This is a genomic window from Streptomyces sp. 135, from assembly GCF_020026305.1.
Taxonomy (GTDB): Bacteria; Actinomycetota; Actinomycetes; order Streptomycetales; family Streptomycetaceae; genus Streptomyces.
In genome coordinates this window covers 3,901,239-3,914,540 of record NZ_CP075691.1, presented here as the reverse complement: position 1 = coordinate 3,914,540, position 13,302 = coordinate 3,901,239, and the positions used below count along the sequence as shown (strand labels likewise).

12 protein-coding genes and 2 pseudogenes are annotated in these 13,302 nt (G+C 72.4%); 5 read left to right on the top strand and 9 right to left on the bottom strand.

Annotation, left to right across the window (positions count from 1 at the left end; genetic code table 11):
• Positions 1–61: 61 nt before the first annotated feature.
• From KKZ08_RS17530 to KKZ08_RS17520, 3 genes are all read right to left on the bottom strand, one after another.
• Complete coding sequence (locus tag KKZ08_RS17530; RefSeq protein WP_223775354.1) at positions 62–1,123, bottom strand: hypothetical protein; 1,062 nt, start codon at positions 1,121–1,123, stop codon at positions 62–64.
• Positions 1,101–1,451 (bottom strand): PadR family transcriptional regulator, encoded by a 351-nt coding sequence (locus tag KKZ08_RS17525; RefSeq protein WP_223775353.1) that lies wholly within the window; start codon positions 1,449–1,451, stop codon positions 1,101–1,103. Before KKZ08_RS17525 ends, KKZ08_RS17530 begins: the two co-directional genes overlap by 23 nt.
• 160 nt (positions 1,452–1,611) lie before the next feature.
• Entirely contained in the window at positions 1,612–2,187 is a 576-nt protein-coding gene (locus tag KKZ08_RS17520; RefSeq protein WP_030791572.1) for a TerD family protein, read from the bottom strand.
• A 186-nt stretch (positions 2,188–2,373) separates the two neighbouring features.
• On the opposite strand from KKZ08_RS17520, the pseudogene arfB reads away from it, so the two are divergent.
• Positions 2,374–2,694: pseudogene (arfB, locus tag KKZ08_RS17515) on the top strand (alternative ribosome rescue aminoacyl-tRNA hydrolase ArfB); the annotation flags it as partial.
• Positions 2,695–2,847: 153 nt separating this feature from the next.
• Here arfB and KKZ08_RS17510 read toward each other — a convergent pair.
• On the bottom strand, positions 2,848–3,429 hold the full coding sequence (locus KKZ08_RS17510) for a flavin reductase family protein (protein ID WP_223779094.1): 582 nt from the start codon (positions 3,427–3,429) through the stop codon (positions 2,848–2,850).
• Between the two features lie 329 nt (positions 3,430–3,758).
• On the opposite strand from KKZ08_RS17510, the gene cdgB reads away from it, so the two are divergent.
• Both cdgB and KKZ08_RS17500 read left to right on the top strand, forming a co-directional pair.
• Complete coding sequence (gene cdgB, locus KKZ08_RS17505; RefSeq protein WP_223775352.1) at positions 3,759–5,396, top strand: diguanylate cyclase CdgB; 1,638 nt, start codon at positions 3,759–3,761, stop codon at positions 5,394–5,396.
• Between the two features lie 87 nt (positions 5,397–5,483).
• A complete protein-coding gene (locus tag KKZ08_RS17500) occupies positions 5,484–6,467 on the top strand; it encodes a carbohydrate-binding protein (RefSeq protein WP_223775351.1) in 984 nt (327 codons plus the stop codon).
• A gap of 3 nt (positions 6,468–6,470) precedes the next feature.
• Here KKZ08_RS17500 and KKZ08_RS17495 read toward each other — a convergent pair whose 3' ends face one another.
• The 5 genes and pseudogenes from KKZ08_RS17495 to KKZ08_RS17475 form a co-directional block, all read right to left on the bottom strand.
• Positions 6,471–7,340: a class II fructose-bisphosphate aldolase gene (locus tag KKZ08_RS17495; protein ID WP_223775350.1), complete on the bottom strand. Its 870-nt coding sequence runs from the start codon at positions 7,338–7,340 to the stop codon at positions 6,471–6,473.
• Between the two features lie 87 nt (positions 7,341–7,427).
• Positions 7,428–8,362, bottom strand: a pseudogene (locus KKZ08_RS17490) (1-phosphofructokinase family hexose kinase).
• Between the two features lie 104 nt (positions 8,363–8,466).
• Positions 8,467–9,618 carry an N-acetylglucosamine-6-phosphate deacetylase gene (nagA, locus tag KKZ08_RS17485; RefSeq protein ID WP_223775349.1) on the bottom strand — a complete coding sequence of 384 codons (1,152 nt, stop codon included), beginning with the start codon at positions 9,616–9,618 and terminating at the stop codon, positions 8,467–8,469.
• Between the two features lie 7 nt (positions 9,619–9,625).
• Positions 9,626–10,609: an ROK family protein gene (locus tag KKZ08_RS17480; protein WP_223775348.1), complete on the bottom strand. Its 984-nt coding sequence runs from the start codon at positions 10,607–10,609 to the stop codon at positions 9,626–9,628.
• Between the two features lie 52 nt (positions 10,610–10,661).
• Positions 10,662–11,555: a sugar isomerase gene (locus KKZ08_RS17475; protein ID WP_223775347.1), complete on the bottom strand. Its 894-nt coding sequence runs from the start codon at positions 11,553–11,555 to the stop codon at positions 10,662–10,664.
• 267 nt (positions 11,556–11,822) lie between these two features.
• Here KKZ08_RS17475 and KKZ08_RS17470 point away from each other — a divergent pair, with 267 nt between their 5' ends.
• Both KKZ08_RS17470 and KKZ08_RS17465 read left to right on the top strand, forming a co-directional pair.
• Complete coding sequence (locus KKZ08_RS17470) at positions 11,823–13,040, top strand: extracellular solute-binding protein (protein ID WP_223779093.1); 1,218 nt, start codon at positions 11,823–11,825, stop codon at positions 13,038–13,040.
• 9 nt (positions 13,041–13,049) lie between these two features.
• Positions 13,050–13,283 carry a DUF3263 domain-containing protein gene (locus KKZ08_RS17465; protein ID WP_223775346.1) on the top strand — a complete coding sequence of 78 codons (234 nt, stop codon included), beginning with the start codon at positions 13,050–13,052 and terminating at the stop codon, positions 13,281–13,283.
• Positions 13,284–13,302: the final 19 nt, after the last annotated feature.

Sequence of the window (13,302 nt, the reverse complement as noted above, 5' to 3'; positions counted from 1 at the left end):
AGCACGCACCTGACGCCGCGAGGCCGCCCTCCGGGCGACGACGGGGATTGTCGGACAGGCCCTAGCGGGACGGGTCCGCCCCGGCCGGTCCGCGCGCCTCGCGCCACTCGGCGAACATGGTCCACAGCCAGCAGCCGGACGCGCCCACGTAACAGGCGACCCAGCCCGAGAAGCGGCCCGCTTCGAGGGCCTCGTCGACGGCGAGCACGGCGAACATCGCGGCCAACGCGGCCGCGCGGTACAGCTTGCGGCGGGCGAGCCGCTGACGCTTGCGGGGCCCTTCGGCCAGCCGCATGGCGTACACCTCGACGTCGCCGAAGACGTCCTCGGCGCGCTCGCCGCCCGTCCCCCCGGCGAGATGCTGCCGGGCCTCCCGCACATGGCCGCGCGCCTCAACGGCCGGCATGGCGTGCCGTCCGCGCAGCAGCCCTTCGAGCCGCGCCAGCCACTGCTCGTCGTCGGCGTGCGGACGCGATGTGAACCAGCGGTCGAGGGTGGCGTCCGGGAACGCGTAGGCCCCCACGGCCCAGGCGGCGCAGCCCGCCATCAGCACCGGCACGGGCACGTCGAACAACTGCCGGTCGGGGGTGGCGGAGGCGACGGCGGCCCCGCCCGCGAGGGCGCAGGCGGCCCACGCGAGGAAGCCCCGCATGCCCCACACGCCCCGGATCCGGCCGGCGGCGCGGGCGACGAGGGCGAGGGCGCCGAGCGAGACGACGGCCACGACCGTCGCGCTCATGGCGACCGAGGCCCAACTGCCCGTCACCCACAGCCCGTCCTCGATCCAGTACAGGACGCCGAGGACGAACCCGACGCACCCGAGCGTTCCGAAGGCGGCGCGGACGCCCTCGCCCGGCGTCATGCCGTGCGCGTCGGTCCTCGCCCGGTGCTCCTCGCTGACGCGCTCGGCGGCGACGGCGGACGCGTACGCCTCCGGGGCGCCGAGCACCTCATGCGCCGGCAGCCCGGCCTCGTGCACCAGCTGGTGCGCCTCGGCGAGCGCCTCCTCGGTGAGCCCGAGGGGCATGTCATGGTCGAGCGCGAGCCGTACGTGGACGGTGTCGGCCCACTCCTGGTCCTCCTCGCGGGCCCAGTCCAGCTCAGCCGTACGAGTCTTGCCCACTGTCGTCCCCCTTGCCGAGGAGCGAGGCGACGGTCCGGGTGAAGTCACCCCACGCGGCCTGGTCACGCCGCAGCCTCGCCCGCCCCTCCTCGGTGATCCGGTAGTACTTCCGTCCGGGGCCGCCTTCGCCCGCGCCCCACTCGACGGCCACGGCGCCTTCTTCTTCGAGGCGGGTGAGCGCGGGGTAGAGCGTCGCGGCCTTGACTCCTTCGAGTCCCGCGTCGGCGAGGCGGCCGAGCAGGGCGTAGCCGTAGCTCTTCTCCTCGCCGTCGAGGATGCCGAGCAGGCACAGGGGCAGCGCGGCGCGGGTCCACGCGGTGGCGGCCACGGATGCTCCACTCTTCTCTTCGGGTCCACGGACTATTACAGGAACTATAATAGGCGCTGCCTGGGACTTTCCGGTGACCGTCGTGGTTCCGCGCACGCCAGAGGGCCCCGGCACACGTGCCGGGGCCCTCTGGGGAGCGTGATCAGCCGGAGCTGTCGGCTCAGACGTTGACGCCGAAGTCCTGGGCGATGCCGACCAGGCCCGAGGCGTAGCCCTGGCCGACGGCGCGGAACTTCCACTCCGCGCCGTTGCGGTACAGCTCGCCGAAGACCATGGCGGTCTCGGTGGCGGCGTCCTCGGAGAGGTCGTAGCGGGCGATCTCCGTGCCACCGGCCTGGTTGATGATGCGGATGAACGCGTTCCGCACCTGGCCGAAGTTCTGCGAGCGGTTCTCGGCGTCGTAGATCGAGACCGGGAAGACGATCTTCTCGATGTCGGCCGGCAGACCCGCGAGGTTGACGTTGATCTGCTCGTCGTCGCCCTCGCCCTGGCCCGTGACGTTGTCACCGGTGTGAACGATGGTCTGGTCCGGCGTCGCCTTGTTGTTGAAGAAGACGAAGTGCTGGTCGGAGAAGACCTTGCCCTGCGTGTTCACCGCGATGGCGGAGGCGTCCAGGTCGAAGTCGGTGCCGGTGGTGGTGCGGACGTCCCAGCCGAGCCCCACGGTGACGGCGGTCAGGCCCGGAGCCTCCTTGGTAAGCGAGACGTTGCCACCCTTGGACAGGCTTACTGCCATTGTTGGGAGTCCCTTCCCTCGTTTACGACGCACCGCGTGAAAAGTCAGTGCGTACGGGCTTCGTACTGGGGACGAAGCTACCTTCACTGGTCCCAACGCCGACCGGGGTCCCCAAGGTTCCGCATGGCTTTACTTTCTTTACGTTCCCCTAAAAGGGCGTGACGTGAGCCCGACAGACGCGGGACCATGGGGGACATGTCCGGTCCCCATGTCATCCGCGGCTCCGTCTCCCTGCCCGAGGCCGAGCTCATGTGGCGTTTCTCGCGGTCGTCAGGGCCGGGTGGTCAGCACGTCAACACCAGTGACTCCCAGGTGGAGCTGCGGTTCGACCTCGCGAACACCGACGCGTTGCCCGAGGTGTGGAAGCGGCGTGCTCTGGAGCGGCTCGGCTCCCGGCTCGTCGACGGCGTCGTCAGCGTACGGGCGAGCGAGCATCGCTCCCAGTGGCGGAACAGGGAGATGGCCGCGACCCGGCTGGCCGCCCTGCTCGCCGAGGCCACCGCGCCCGACCGGCCGCACGCCGAACAGGCGCGGCGAGCGAAGCGCCGCAGCCGCACGAAGCGAGCGTTCCGCAGTCGGCTGCGGGTTCTCGGCACACGCGTCTGCGGCTCTTCGCGGGCTGAGCGCGCAGTTCCCCGCGCCCCTTACGGGGGCCAGGGCTCAGCCCAGTTGCCGGTACTTCCCCCGGAAGTACAGCAGCGGCCCGCCCTCCCCGGCCGGCAGCGACGCAGTCAACACGCGGCCGATCACCAGCGTGTGGTCGCCCGCGGCCACCGTCTGCTCCGTGCGGCACTCCAGGGTCGACAGCGCGCCGCCGATCAGCGGGGCGCCGGACTCCGTGCCCCGCACGTAGGGGATGTCCTCGAAGAGCAGCCGGTCGCTGATCCGGCCCTTCATCGCGAAACGCCCCGCGACGTGCCGCTGGCTCTCCGCGAGCACCGAGACCGCCCACAGCGGCTGCTCGGCGAGCAGGTCGTCCATCCGGGAGCCCTCGCGCAGGCTCACCATGACCAGGGGCGGGTCCAGCGAGACGGACAGGAAGGCGGTCGCCGTCATGCCCACGTCCTCGCCCGCGGGGGCGTCCGGGTCGTCGGGGTCCAGGCCCGGCTCGCGCGCCGTCACCAGGACCACGCCCGCCGCCAGACGGGACATCGCCGCGCGGAACTCGTCGTTGCTCACCCCGTCAGCATGCCCACCCGGTGACGGGCGGCGGGGGGAAGGCGGGGCCGGGGGAGTCTTCAATACGTGAGCCACAGTGGCGACGCTAGCCCGGACGCCCCCGGCACCACATCGGCCCCGGGGCCGAGGCCGGTCCTAGGACCCGAGGCGGAGAGGGGTGGCACCCAGTGCCGCGCGGGGCAGTGGACCAGACCAAGGGACTGGACCAACGGCGGCGCCCCACCTGTGACTTGAGTCACAGGACCCATATTTTGTTGACCCTGTGTACCGAGTGGGCAGCTCGCTGTGATTCAGTGACGGTGGCAATAAGACACTGAGGGCACAAGGGCACAGAAAGTCACTGCGGGCGCCGCGCATCCTGGATTGCTGTCGAGGTCTCGGGGAGAACGAGCATGGAGACCGAGTCGGAGCCGTACGTCCGTCTTGCGACCCTGCGGCAGCTGCATCAGGTGGTAGCGGAGCTGAACACGGCCCGGAGCCTGGCGGACACGCTGCAGACCGTCGCCGACGGCGTCGTCAACGGCCTTGGCTATGAACTGGCCTGCGTCAATCTCGTGCGCCCCGACGGCGACCTCGTCGTCGCCGCCTTCGCGGGCAACACCGCCGCCGAGGCCCTCATCACCGGCCGCGTCGGCTCCCGTGACGCCTGGGAGCGCCGCCTCGCCATGGGCGAGCCGTGGGGCGCCCTGCGCTTCATCTCGTACACCGAGGGCTGGGTCCTCGACGACGACGACGTCCCGCAGTGGTACACCGAGGGCCCCGAGCCCCGCTTCGAGGACGAGTGGCACCCCGCCGACCGCCTCTTCGCCCCCATGTACGCGACCGGCGCGGCCGGCGGCGAACTGCTCGGCGTGATCTCCGTGGACCGCCCGCGCAACGGCCGCAGGCCCGGCGCCTGGGGCCGCGAGGCCCTCCAGATGTACGCCTTCCAGGCCGCCATCGCGATCAGCAACGCCCGGCTGCGCGCCAACATGCAGCGCGCCCTGGTCCGCCTGGAGCGCGAGCAGCAGGCACTGCGGGCCAGCGAGGAGTCCTTCCGGCAGGCCTTCGAGTACGCCCCCTCCGGCATGGCCATCGCCGAGATGGGCGGCGACCAGCACGGCCGGCTCCTGCGGACGAACGACGCCCTGTGCCGCCTCCTCGGGCGGCCCGCCTCCGCCATGCGGCGCTACTCCTTCTCCGACCTCGTCCACCCCGAGGACATCGGCACCCTCCTGCGCACCTCCGCCGAGGGTGGCCGGGCCGAGCTGCGCCTCGCGCGGCGCGACGGGACGTATGTGTGGGTGTCGCTGCGCAATTCCGTGGTCGCCGACGCCGCCGACGGGCCCCGGTTCCTGCTCACACACGTCGAGGACATCGAGGAGCGCAAGCGGCGCGAGCTGCAGCTCGCCCACCGGGCCTCGCACGACTCGCTCACCGGGCTGCCCAACTCCGCCGAGCTGCGGTCCCGGCTCAGCGCCCGCCTGTGCCGCAGGCCGCACGCGGGCCGCCCGAGCGCCGTGGACTCCCTCGACGCCGCCTACGAACACGGCTTCGACTTCGGGCACGCCTCGAACCAGCACGACGAGGGATTCGACCACCACGTCCACACCATCGCCCCCGAGGGCCGCGAAGGGGACGTCGACGACGGGACCAAGGGGCTCGCGGTCCTCTTCTGCGACCTCGACGGCTTCAAGTCGATCAACGACCGGTTCGGGCACCACACCGGCGACGCCGTCCTCATCGAGGTGGCGAGAAGGCTCACCAACGGGGTACGGGACGGGGACACGGTGGCACGGCTCGGCGGTGACGAGTTCGTCGTCCTCGCCGACGGCCTCGGCCGCGCCGACGCCCAGGACCTCGCGGTCCGGCTGCGGAACGCGATCATCCCGCCGATCCGCGTCGACGGCAGGGCGGTCCGGGTGGGGGCCAGTTTCGGCATCGGCTGGGCGCACTGCGGGATGTCGGCGGACGAAGTGTTGCACTCCGCCGACCAGCGGATGTACGTGGAGAAACGCTCTCGTGCCAAGCAGCAGCGGCGGGCCGGCTGACGGTCTCGATGAGGTCAACGCCACCCGTTGGCACCAGCCGGACCGGGTAGGCTCCCCGCGTCAGCGATGTGAGGGAGTGACCTGGGAATGACGCCCGGCAATAACGGCGAGAACACGCCGAGCGCGCCGCAGGGCGACGACGATCCGTTCGGCTACCTGTACGAGGACGGACAGGCGGCCGGAGCGACCCCGCCGGGCGGCGGGGGCGGCTATGGGTACCCGGGTCCCCGGTCCTCGTACAACCACGTCAGAGCCGTCGGCGACCGGCGGCCGTACTCACAGGGCTACGGCCAGCAGACGTACGGCCAGCAGGTCCCGCAGCAGCAGCCGCAGCAGGCGTACGGGCGGCCGAACGCGCACTACACCGCGCCCGCGGCGCAGCCCGGCGGCGCGCCCGTCACCTCGCCGCAGTACGCGCCCGCGGGCGGCGGCCGCGGCCGGGGGCCCAACACCAAGGGGCTGCTGATAGCCGCCATCGCGGTGGTGGCCGTCGTCGCCATCGGCATCGGCGCCGCCATGCTCTTCGGCGGCGGCGACGAGAAGGACGACGGCAAGGAGGCCGGCGGCAAGCCGTCGCAGGCCGCGTCCGTCGAGCCCAGCGAGAAGCCGACGAAGAAGCCGAAGGAGAAGGCCGAGCTGCCGAAGACGGACGCGCAGGCCCTGAAGCTGGAGGGCGGCACGACGACGGCCTCCGACGTGCCGGGCGCCAAGGCCGGCGGCGGGGTCTACGTGGCCGGGTTCGACAAGGTCGGCGCCCAGGTCACCTGGACCGTCAACGGCATCCCCAAGACCGGCTCCTACAAGCTGTGGGTGAACTACGGCGTGCCCGGCAAGGACTCCAACGCCACCATCCTCGTCAACGGCAACAAGCAGACCCGTCCCCTGAACATGGAGAACTTCGCCCACGCGGAGGAAGGCGACTGGGAGAAGGGCTGGACGCGCACGTGGGCGCTGGTCCAGCTCACCAAGGGCACCAACACGGTGACGCTCACCTGCGCCCAGAGCGACCTGTGCGGGACGACCGGCGCGAACATCGACCAGATGTGGCTCATGGAGGGCGACGGCAGCTGAGCCTCAACGCCCGTCTTCCCGGGGCGGCTTCAGCAGCCCCAGGAACCCCGCCACCGTCCCGGCCATCGCCTCGCGAGCCGGGACGAGGTATTTCCGGGGGTCGACGCCCTTCGGATCGCCTTTCAGGTACGCGCGCACCTCACCCGTGAACGCCGTGTTGAGGGCCGTGCCGACGTTGATCTTCACCATGCCGGAGGCGACGGCCCGGCGGATCTCCGCGTCCGGCACGCCGCTTGAGCCGTGCAGGACCAGGGGCACGGGGACGGCTGCCGCCAGGGCCGCGATCAACTCGTGGTCCAGGGACGCCGTGCGCTCCGTCATCGCGTGCGTGGAGCCGACGGCCACCGCGAGCGCGTCCACGCCCGTGTCCGCGACGTACGCGGCGGCCTCCGCCGGGTCCGTGCGCACCCCGGGCGCGTGCGCGTCCAGCGGTGCCTCGCCCTCCTTGCCGCCCACCTCGCCCAGCTCGGCCTCGATCCACATGCCCCGCTCGTGGCCCCAGCGCACCGCGTCCGCCGTCGCCTTCACGTTCTCGCCGTACGCCAGCTTCGACGCGTCGAACATGACGGAGCCGAACCCCTGCGGGTGGGCGGCGCGCAGCAGTTCGACGTCCGTCACGTGGTCCAGGTGGAGGGCGAGGCGGGCCGGGGAGGCGTGGGCCACCGCCGCCGTCGCGGCCGCGATCGCCGAGAGCCGGCCGCCGTGGAACCTCACCGCGTTCTCGGAGATCTGGAGGATCGCCGGGGTGCCCGCGCGCTCGGCGCCCAGCGCGATCGCCTCGGCGTGCTCCAGGGTGATGACGTTGAACGCCGCGACGCCATGACCCGCGGCGCGGGCCTGCTCCACGAGTTCGCCGGTGCTGACCAGTGGCACGATGCTCCCCAAATCCCGGGGCGCTGCGCCCCGTTGTGCGGCGGTGCGGATACGGCTCTTGGCGGGCGCTTCTCAGTGGGTTCGGTGTCAGGCTGCCGCGGGGCGGCCGGTCACCGTGACCCGGGGCAGCAGGTCCTCGTATGTCGCCCGGTCGAACTCGCCCGCCGCCGGGGCCGCCACGGTCGCCGCCGACAGGGCGAGGGCGCGTGCCAGCCGGTCCGGCCAGGGCAGGCCCTCGGCGAGCCCGGAGAGCAGTCCGGCGACCGCCGAGTCACCCGCGCCCGTGGGGTTGCCCCGCACCGGGGCCGGGGCCGCGCCTGCCAGCCGCCGTCCGGGGTGAGGGCCAGCAGGCCGTCGGCGCCGAGCGAGGCGACCACGGAGTGCGCGCCCCTGCGGCGGGCGTCGCGGGTGGCCCGCGCGGGCTCGTGGGAGCCGGTCAGCTCGGCGAGTTCCTCGGCGTTGGGCTTGATGATGTCGGGCCGGGCCGCGACGGCGCGGCGCAGCGGCTCGCCGCTGGTGTCGAGCAGCACCGGGACGTGGGCGGCGCGCGCGGCGCGTACGAGCAGGGCGTACGCGCCGACGGGGACGCCGGGCGGCAGGCTGCCGCAGAGCGCGACCGCCGTCGTGCCGGGGCGGCGCACCAACTCCTCGTAGGAGCCGAGGAAGGCGGCCCACTCGGCGGAGGTGACGGCCGGGCCCGGTTCGTTGAGCTGGGTGGTGTCGCCGGTCGCCGCGTCGGCCACGGCGAGGGTGCGGCGCGTGGTGCCCGCGACGGGGGCGAACGCGACCGTCACGCGCGGCTCGTCGGCCAGGCGCTCGCGCAGGATGCGCCCGGTGTCGCCGCCCGCGAAGCCGGTGACGGTCACCTCGTGGCCGAGGGCGGCGAGGACGCGGGCGACGTTCACGCCCTTGCCGCCGGGGCGCTCGATCACCTCGGTGACGCGGTGCGTGGTGTGCGGGACGAGGGCGGGGACGCGGTAGGTGAGGTCGAGCGCCGCGTTCAACGTGACGGTGAGCATCACTCGTACCACCCCCGAAGTGCCTGTGCGCTGCCGCTCTTTCGCCGGTTCTGATCATGCCAAACAGAAGGCGGTTGGCCCAGGGGTGAGGGCCGACCACCTCGCGATCAGGCGGGGCTGACCACCCATTCGCCCTTGCGCATCACGCCCTTGAGGTCGAAGTCCGCGTCCAGGACCACCAGGTCCGCGTCCTTGCCCGGCTCCAGGGAGCCCACGGTGTCGGCCATGCCGAGGAGCCGCGCCGGGTTGGCGCACAGGGCGCGCACGGTGTCCTCCACGGAGATGCCGTCGACGCTCACCGAGCGCTTGAAGGCGCGGTCCAGGGTGAGCGTGGAGCCCGCGATGGAGCCGCCCTCGACGAGCCGCGCCACGCTGTCCCTCACCTCGACCTCCAGCGGGCCGAGCATGTACCGGCCGTCGCCGAAGCCCGCCGCGTCCATCGCGTCCGTGATGAACGCGACGCGGTCGGCGCCCGCGCGGTGGAAGGCCAGCTCCAGGGCGGCCGGGTGCAGGTGCGTGCCGTCGTTGATCAGCTCGACGGTGATCCGCTCGTCCTCCAGGAGGGCGGCGATGGGGCCGGGCGCGCGGTGGCCGAGGCCCGGCATCGCGTTGAAGAGGTGCGTCGCGACGGTGGCGCCCGCGTCGATGGCCTCGACCGTCTGCTCGTACGTGGCGTCGGTGTGACCGATGGCCGCGATGACGCCGTGCTCGGCGAGCAGGCGCACGGAGTCGAGGCCGCCGGGCAGTTCGGTGGCGAGCGTGAGCATCTTCGCCCGGCCGCGGGCCGCGTCGATCAGCTTGCGTACGTCGGCGGGGTCGGGGTGGCGCAGCAGGTCCTCGCTGTGGGCGCCCTTGCGGCAGGGGGAGATGAAGGGGCCCTCGAAGTGGATGCCGGCGATGTCGCCCTGCTCGGCCAGTTCGCTGAGGAGTCCGGCGCGCTCGGCGAGGAAGTCCATCTCGCCGGTGACGGTCGAGGCGACGAGGGTGGTCGTGCCGTGCAGGCGGTGCGTGTGGACGCCCTTGAGTACGTCCTCCACGGTGCCGGAGGTGAAGGAGGCGCCGCCGCCGCCGTGGTTGTGGAGGTCGACGAAGCCGGGGACCACCCAGTGGCCGGTGAGGTCGAGGGTGTCGGCGTGCGCCTGCGTGTCGGCGGGGGCGTTCTCGGCGATGCGGGTGCCGTCCACGGTCACGCGGCCGTTGGTGATGGTTCCGGTGGGCAGTACCACCTGGGCACCGGCGAGAACCTGGCGAGTGGCCATCAGGTGGTTACCTCCGTGGGGTCGGGTTCGGGTTCGGGTCGGGGTCGGGACCGGGGCCGGTGGGCGCGGCCCCGTCGATGAGGTCCCAGGCGAGCAGGCCGGCGCCCAGGCATCCGGCGGTATCGCCGAGGGCCGCGGGCACGATGTCCGGCAGCGTCTGGAACTGGACGACGCGTGCCGCCACGGCGGCCCGCAGCGGCGTGAACAACGTTTCCCCGGCCTCGGCCAGGCCGCCACCGATGATCAGGGTGCGCGGGTCCAGCAGAGTGAGGGCGGTGAGCAGGCCGTCGGCCAGGGCGTCGACCGCGTCCTGCCAGACCTCCTGGGCCCTCGGGTCGCCGGACTCCACGGCCTTGGCGCAGTCCGCGGCGTCCGCCTCGGGGTCGCCGCTCGCCTCGGCCCACGCCGTGCTCACCGCGGACGCGGAGGCGAGGCGCTCCAGGCAGCCGCGCTGGCCGCAGCCGCAGGGCGGCCCGCCGGGGCGTACGACGATGTGGCCGATCTCCCCGGCCGAGCCGTGGGCGCCGGGTTCGATGGCGCCGTCGATGCCGATGGCTCCCGCGATGCCGGTGCCGAGCGGCACGAACAGGAAGCGGTCGGCGCCCTTGCCCGCGCCGAGGCGGCCCTCGGCGAGGCCGCCGGTGCGCACGTCGTGGCCGAGGGCCACGGGGACGCCCGCCAGGCGGGCGCTGAGCAGGTCCCTCAGGGGGACGTCCTGCCAGCCGAGGTTGGCGGCGTAGACCGCGATGCCTCGGGTGGCGTCGACGATGCCGGGCACGGCGACGCCCGCCGCCGCGGCCGGTTCGCCGAGGTGGGCGATGCCGTGGGCGCGGAGGTCCTCGGCAAAGCCGAGGATGGACTCGACGACCGCCTGCGGGCCGCGCTCGCGGCCCGTCGGGCGGCGGGCCGCGTGCAGCAGGGTGCCGTCCGCCCCTACCAGGGCGGCCTTCATTCCGGTGCCGCCCACATCGAGGGCGATGACGTGTCTCACGGATACAGTCTCGCCCGTCACAGGGCGAAAGGTCTAGTCCACTTCGCGGGGGCTAGTCGAGAATCACGCTCCTGGTCAGGTTCTTCGGGCGGTCCGGGTCGAAGCCCCGCGACTCGGCCAGCGCCACCGCGAGCCGCTGGGCGCGGATCAGGTCGGCCAGCGGATCCGCGTCCTGGCGGGCGACGAGCTCACCACCGACCCGGGCCACATCACCGGCAAGACCCTCCGGCAGCGTGCCGAACACCCAGGCCACGCGGCCGGGGCCCGTGATGGAGATCGGCCCGTGGCGGTACTCCATCGCCGGGTACGCCTCCGTCCACGCCCCCGCCGCCTCCCGCATCTTCAGCGCCGCCTCCAACGCGAGGCCGTACGTCCAGCCGCGCCCGAGGAACGTCCACTGCTCCGCCCCGAGCACCGCCGCGGGCAGCGGCTCGGTCACCGCCAGCTCCGCGTCGACCGCCGCCTCGGCCACCGGCTTCACGCCGGGCACGTCGCCGAGCCCGGCCCGCAGGAAGGCGAGCGCGGTCGTCGCGAAGCGGGTCTGGACGACCGACTCCTCGTCCGCCCAGTCCAGGACCGCCACCGTGTCGGCCGCGTCCATGACCGGGGTCTTCGGGTCGGCGGTCAGCGCGAGCGTCGGGACCGAGCCCTTCAGCTCCGCGAGCAGTTCCAGTACCTCCGTCGTCGTACCGGAGCGGGTGATGGCGACCACCCGGTCGTAGCGCCGCCCGGCCGGGAACTCCGAGGAGGCGAAGGCGTCCGTCTCGCCCTGCCCCGAGGCCTCGCGCAGCGCCGCGTACGCGAGGGCCATGAACCACGAGGTGCCGCACCCGGTGACGGCGACCCGCTCACCCGGCTGTGGGAACCCCGTGAAGGAGGCCGCCGCCTCCGCCGCCCGGTGCCAGCAGGCGGGCTGAGTGGCTATTTCTGCTGCGGTACGCGACATGCGGCAAGGCTCCTCGTCGTGCGGGACGTGAACGTGACGTGCTTAGCAGGCAGGGGGCGGGGGCTGCAATGGACGTCCGTGGCCGTCCGTTGCACAAGTGATACTGGGCTGGTGTAGACCTTGTGTTCGGACTCGGGGGAAACTCGGGGGAAAATCGCAGTTCGACAGCGGTGGGGCGGACAAGCCCCGGTACGCGAAGGCAATGAGGGTGGGACAGCTGTGCAGCGGCGCGTGACAGGACTGACCGCGGCGGTGGCCGCACTGGGCATGGCGGGCGTACTCGCCGGCTGCGGCGGTCCCGGCGACTCCGGCGACGTCACCCTCAAGCTGGTGGCCGCCGACTACGGCGACTCCGCGGCGAACAGCTCCAAGAAGTACTGGGACAAGCTCAGCAAGGACTTCGAGGCCGACAACCCCGGCATCAAGGTCGACGTGACCGTCCTGTCCTGGAACGACGTGGACCGCGAGGTCAAGGAGATGGTCAAGAAGGGCGACGCCCCCGACCTGGCGCAGATCGGCGCGTACGCCGACTACGCCGCGCAGGGCAAGCTCTACGAAGCCGACGAACTGCTCTCCATCGCCACCCAGGCCGACTTCATGGCCCCGCTCGCCCAGGCCGGCGAGGTCAAGCGCATCCAGTACGGCATGCCGTTCGCCTCCTCCACGCGCCTGCTGTTCTACAACACCAAGCTGTTCAAGGACGCGGGCCTCACCCCGCCGCAGAGCTGGAGCGGGCTCCAGGCCGCCGCGAAGGCACTCAAGGCGCGCGGCGTGAAGATCCCGTACGCGCTGCCGCTGGGCCCCGAGGAGGCGCCCGCCGAGACGCTGATGTGGATGCTGAGCGGCGGCGGCGGTTACACCGACAACGTCGGCTCGTACGACATCGACTCCAAGCAGAACGCCAAGACGTTCGCCTGGCTCCGCGACGAGCTGGTCGGCAAGGGCCTGACCGGGCCGAAGGCGCCCGGCGAGATGAACCGCGCCGAAGCCTTCGCGGCGTTCTCGCGCGGCGAGGTCGGCATGCTCAACGGCCACCCGACGCTGATGAAGATGGCCGCCAAGAAGGGCGTGAAGTTCGGCATGGTGCCGGCGCCCGGCGTCAACGGCAAGGCGCAGGCCACGATGGGCGTCGCCGACTGGATGATGGCGTTCAAGCAGAACGGCCACCGCAAGGAGGCCGGCAAGTTCCTCGACTTCGTCTACAGCAAGAAGAACGTGCTCGACTTCTCCAACGAGTACGACATCCTGCCCGTGACGACCTCCGCGTTCGACGCGATGTCCAAGGACCGCGGCCACACCGAGCTGGGCAAGTTCCTCAAGGAGCTGCCGACCTCCCAGCTCTACCCGGTGGGCAAGACGTCGTGGGCGCAGGTCTCGGCCGACATCAAGAAGGACATCGGCAAGACCGTCGCCAAGGACGGCAACCCCTCCATGGTCCTCGGCCGGATCCAGGGCAGGGCGGCGGCCGCGGAGAACGCGGAATAGCGTGACGGCATGACCGAAGAGGAACTCTCCGAGCGGGACCGTGCCGTCCTCGCCCTGGAGCGGCGCGACTGGCCGGGCCCCGGCGCGAAGGAACGCGCCGTCCGCGAGGAGCTGGGCATGGTGCCGGTGCGCTACTACCAGCTCCTGAACGCCCTTCTCGACGATCCCCGGGCCCTCGCGCACGACCCGATTACGGTCAATCGGCTGCGCCGGGTGCGGGAGTCGCGGCGCGAGGAGCGCTGACACGGTTAAGGTCGGGCCC

Bases quoted from the DNA above. Each gene is read 5' to 3' on its own strand.
- KKZ08_RS17520 (WP_030791572.1), bottom strand. From the start codon at position 2,187: ATGGCAGTAAGCCTGTCCAAGGGTGGCAACGTCTCGCTTACCAAGGAG.
- cdgB (WP_223775352.1), top strand. From the start codon at position 3,759: ATGGAGACCGAGTCGGAGCCGTACGTCCGTCTTGCGACCCTGCGGCAG.
- KKZ08_RS17500 (WP_223775351.1), top strand. From the start codon at position 5,484: ATGACGCCCGGCAATAACGGCGAGAACACGCCGAGCGCGCCGCAGGGC.
- nagA (WP_223775349.1), bottom strand. From the start codon at position 9,618: ATGGCCACTCGCCAGGTTCTCGCCGGTGCCCAGGTGGTACTGCCCACC.
- KKZ08_RS17475 (WP_223775347.1), bottom strand. From the start codon at position 11,555: ATGTCGCGTACCGCAGCAGAAATAGCCACTCAGCCCGCCTGCTGGCAC.
- KKZ08_RS17470 (WP_223779093.1), top strand. From the start codon at position 11,823: ATGGCGGGCGTACTCGCCGGCTGCGGCGGTCCCGGCGACTCCGGCGAC.
- KKZ08_RS17465 (WP_223775346.1), top strand. From the start codon at position 13,050: ATGACCGAAGAGGAACTCTCCGAGCGGGACCGTGCCGTCCTCGCCCTG.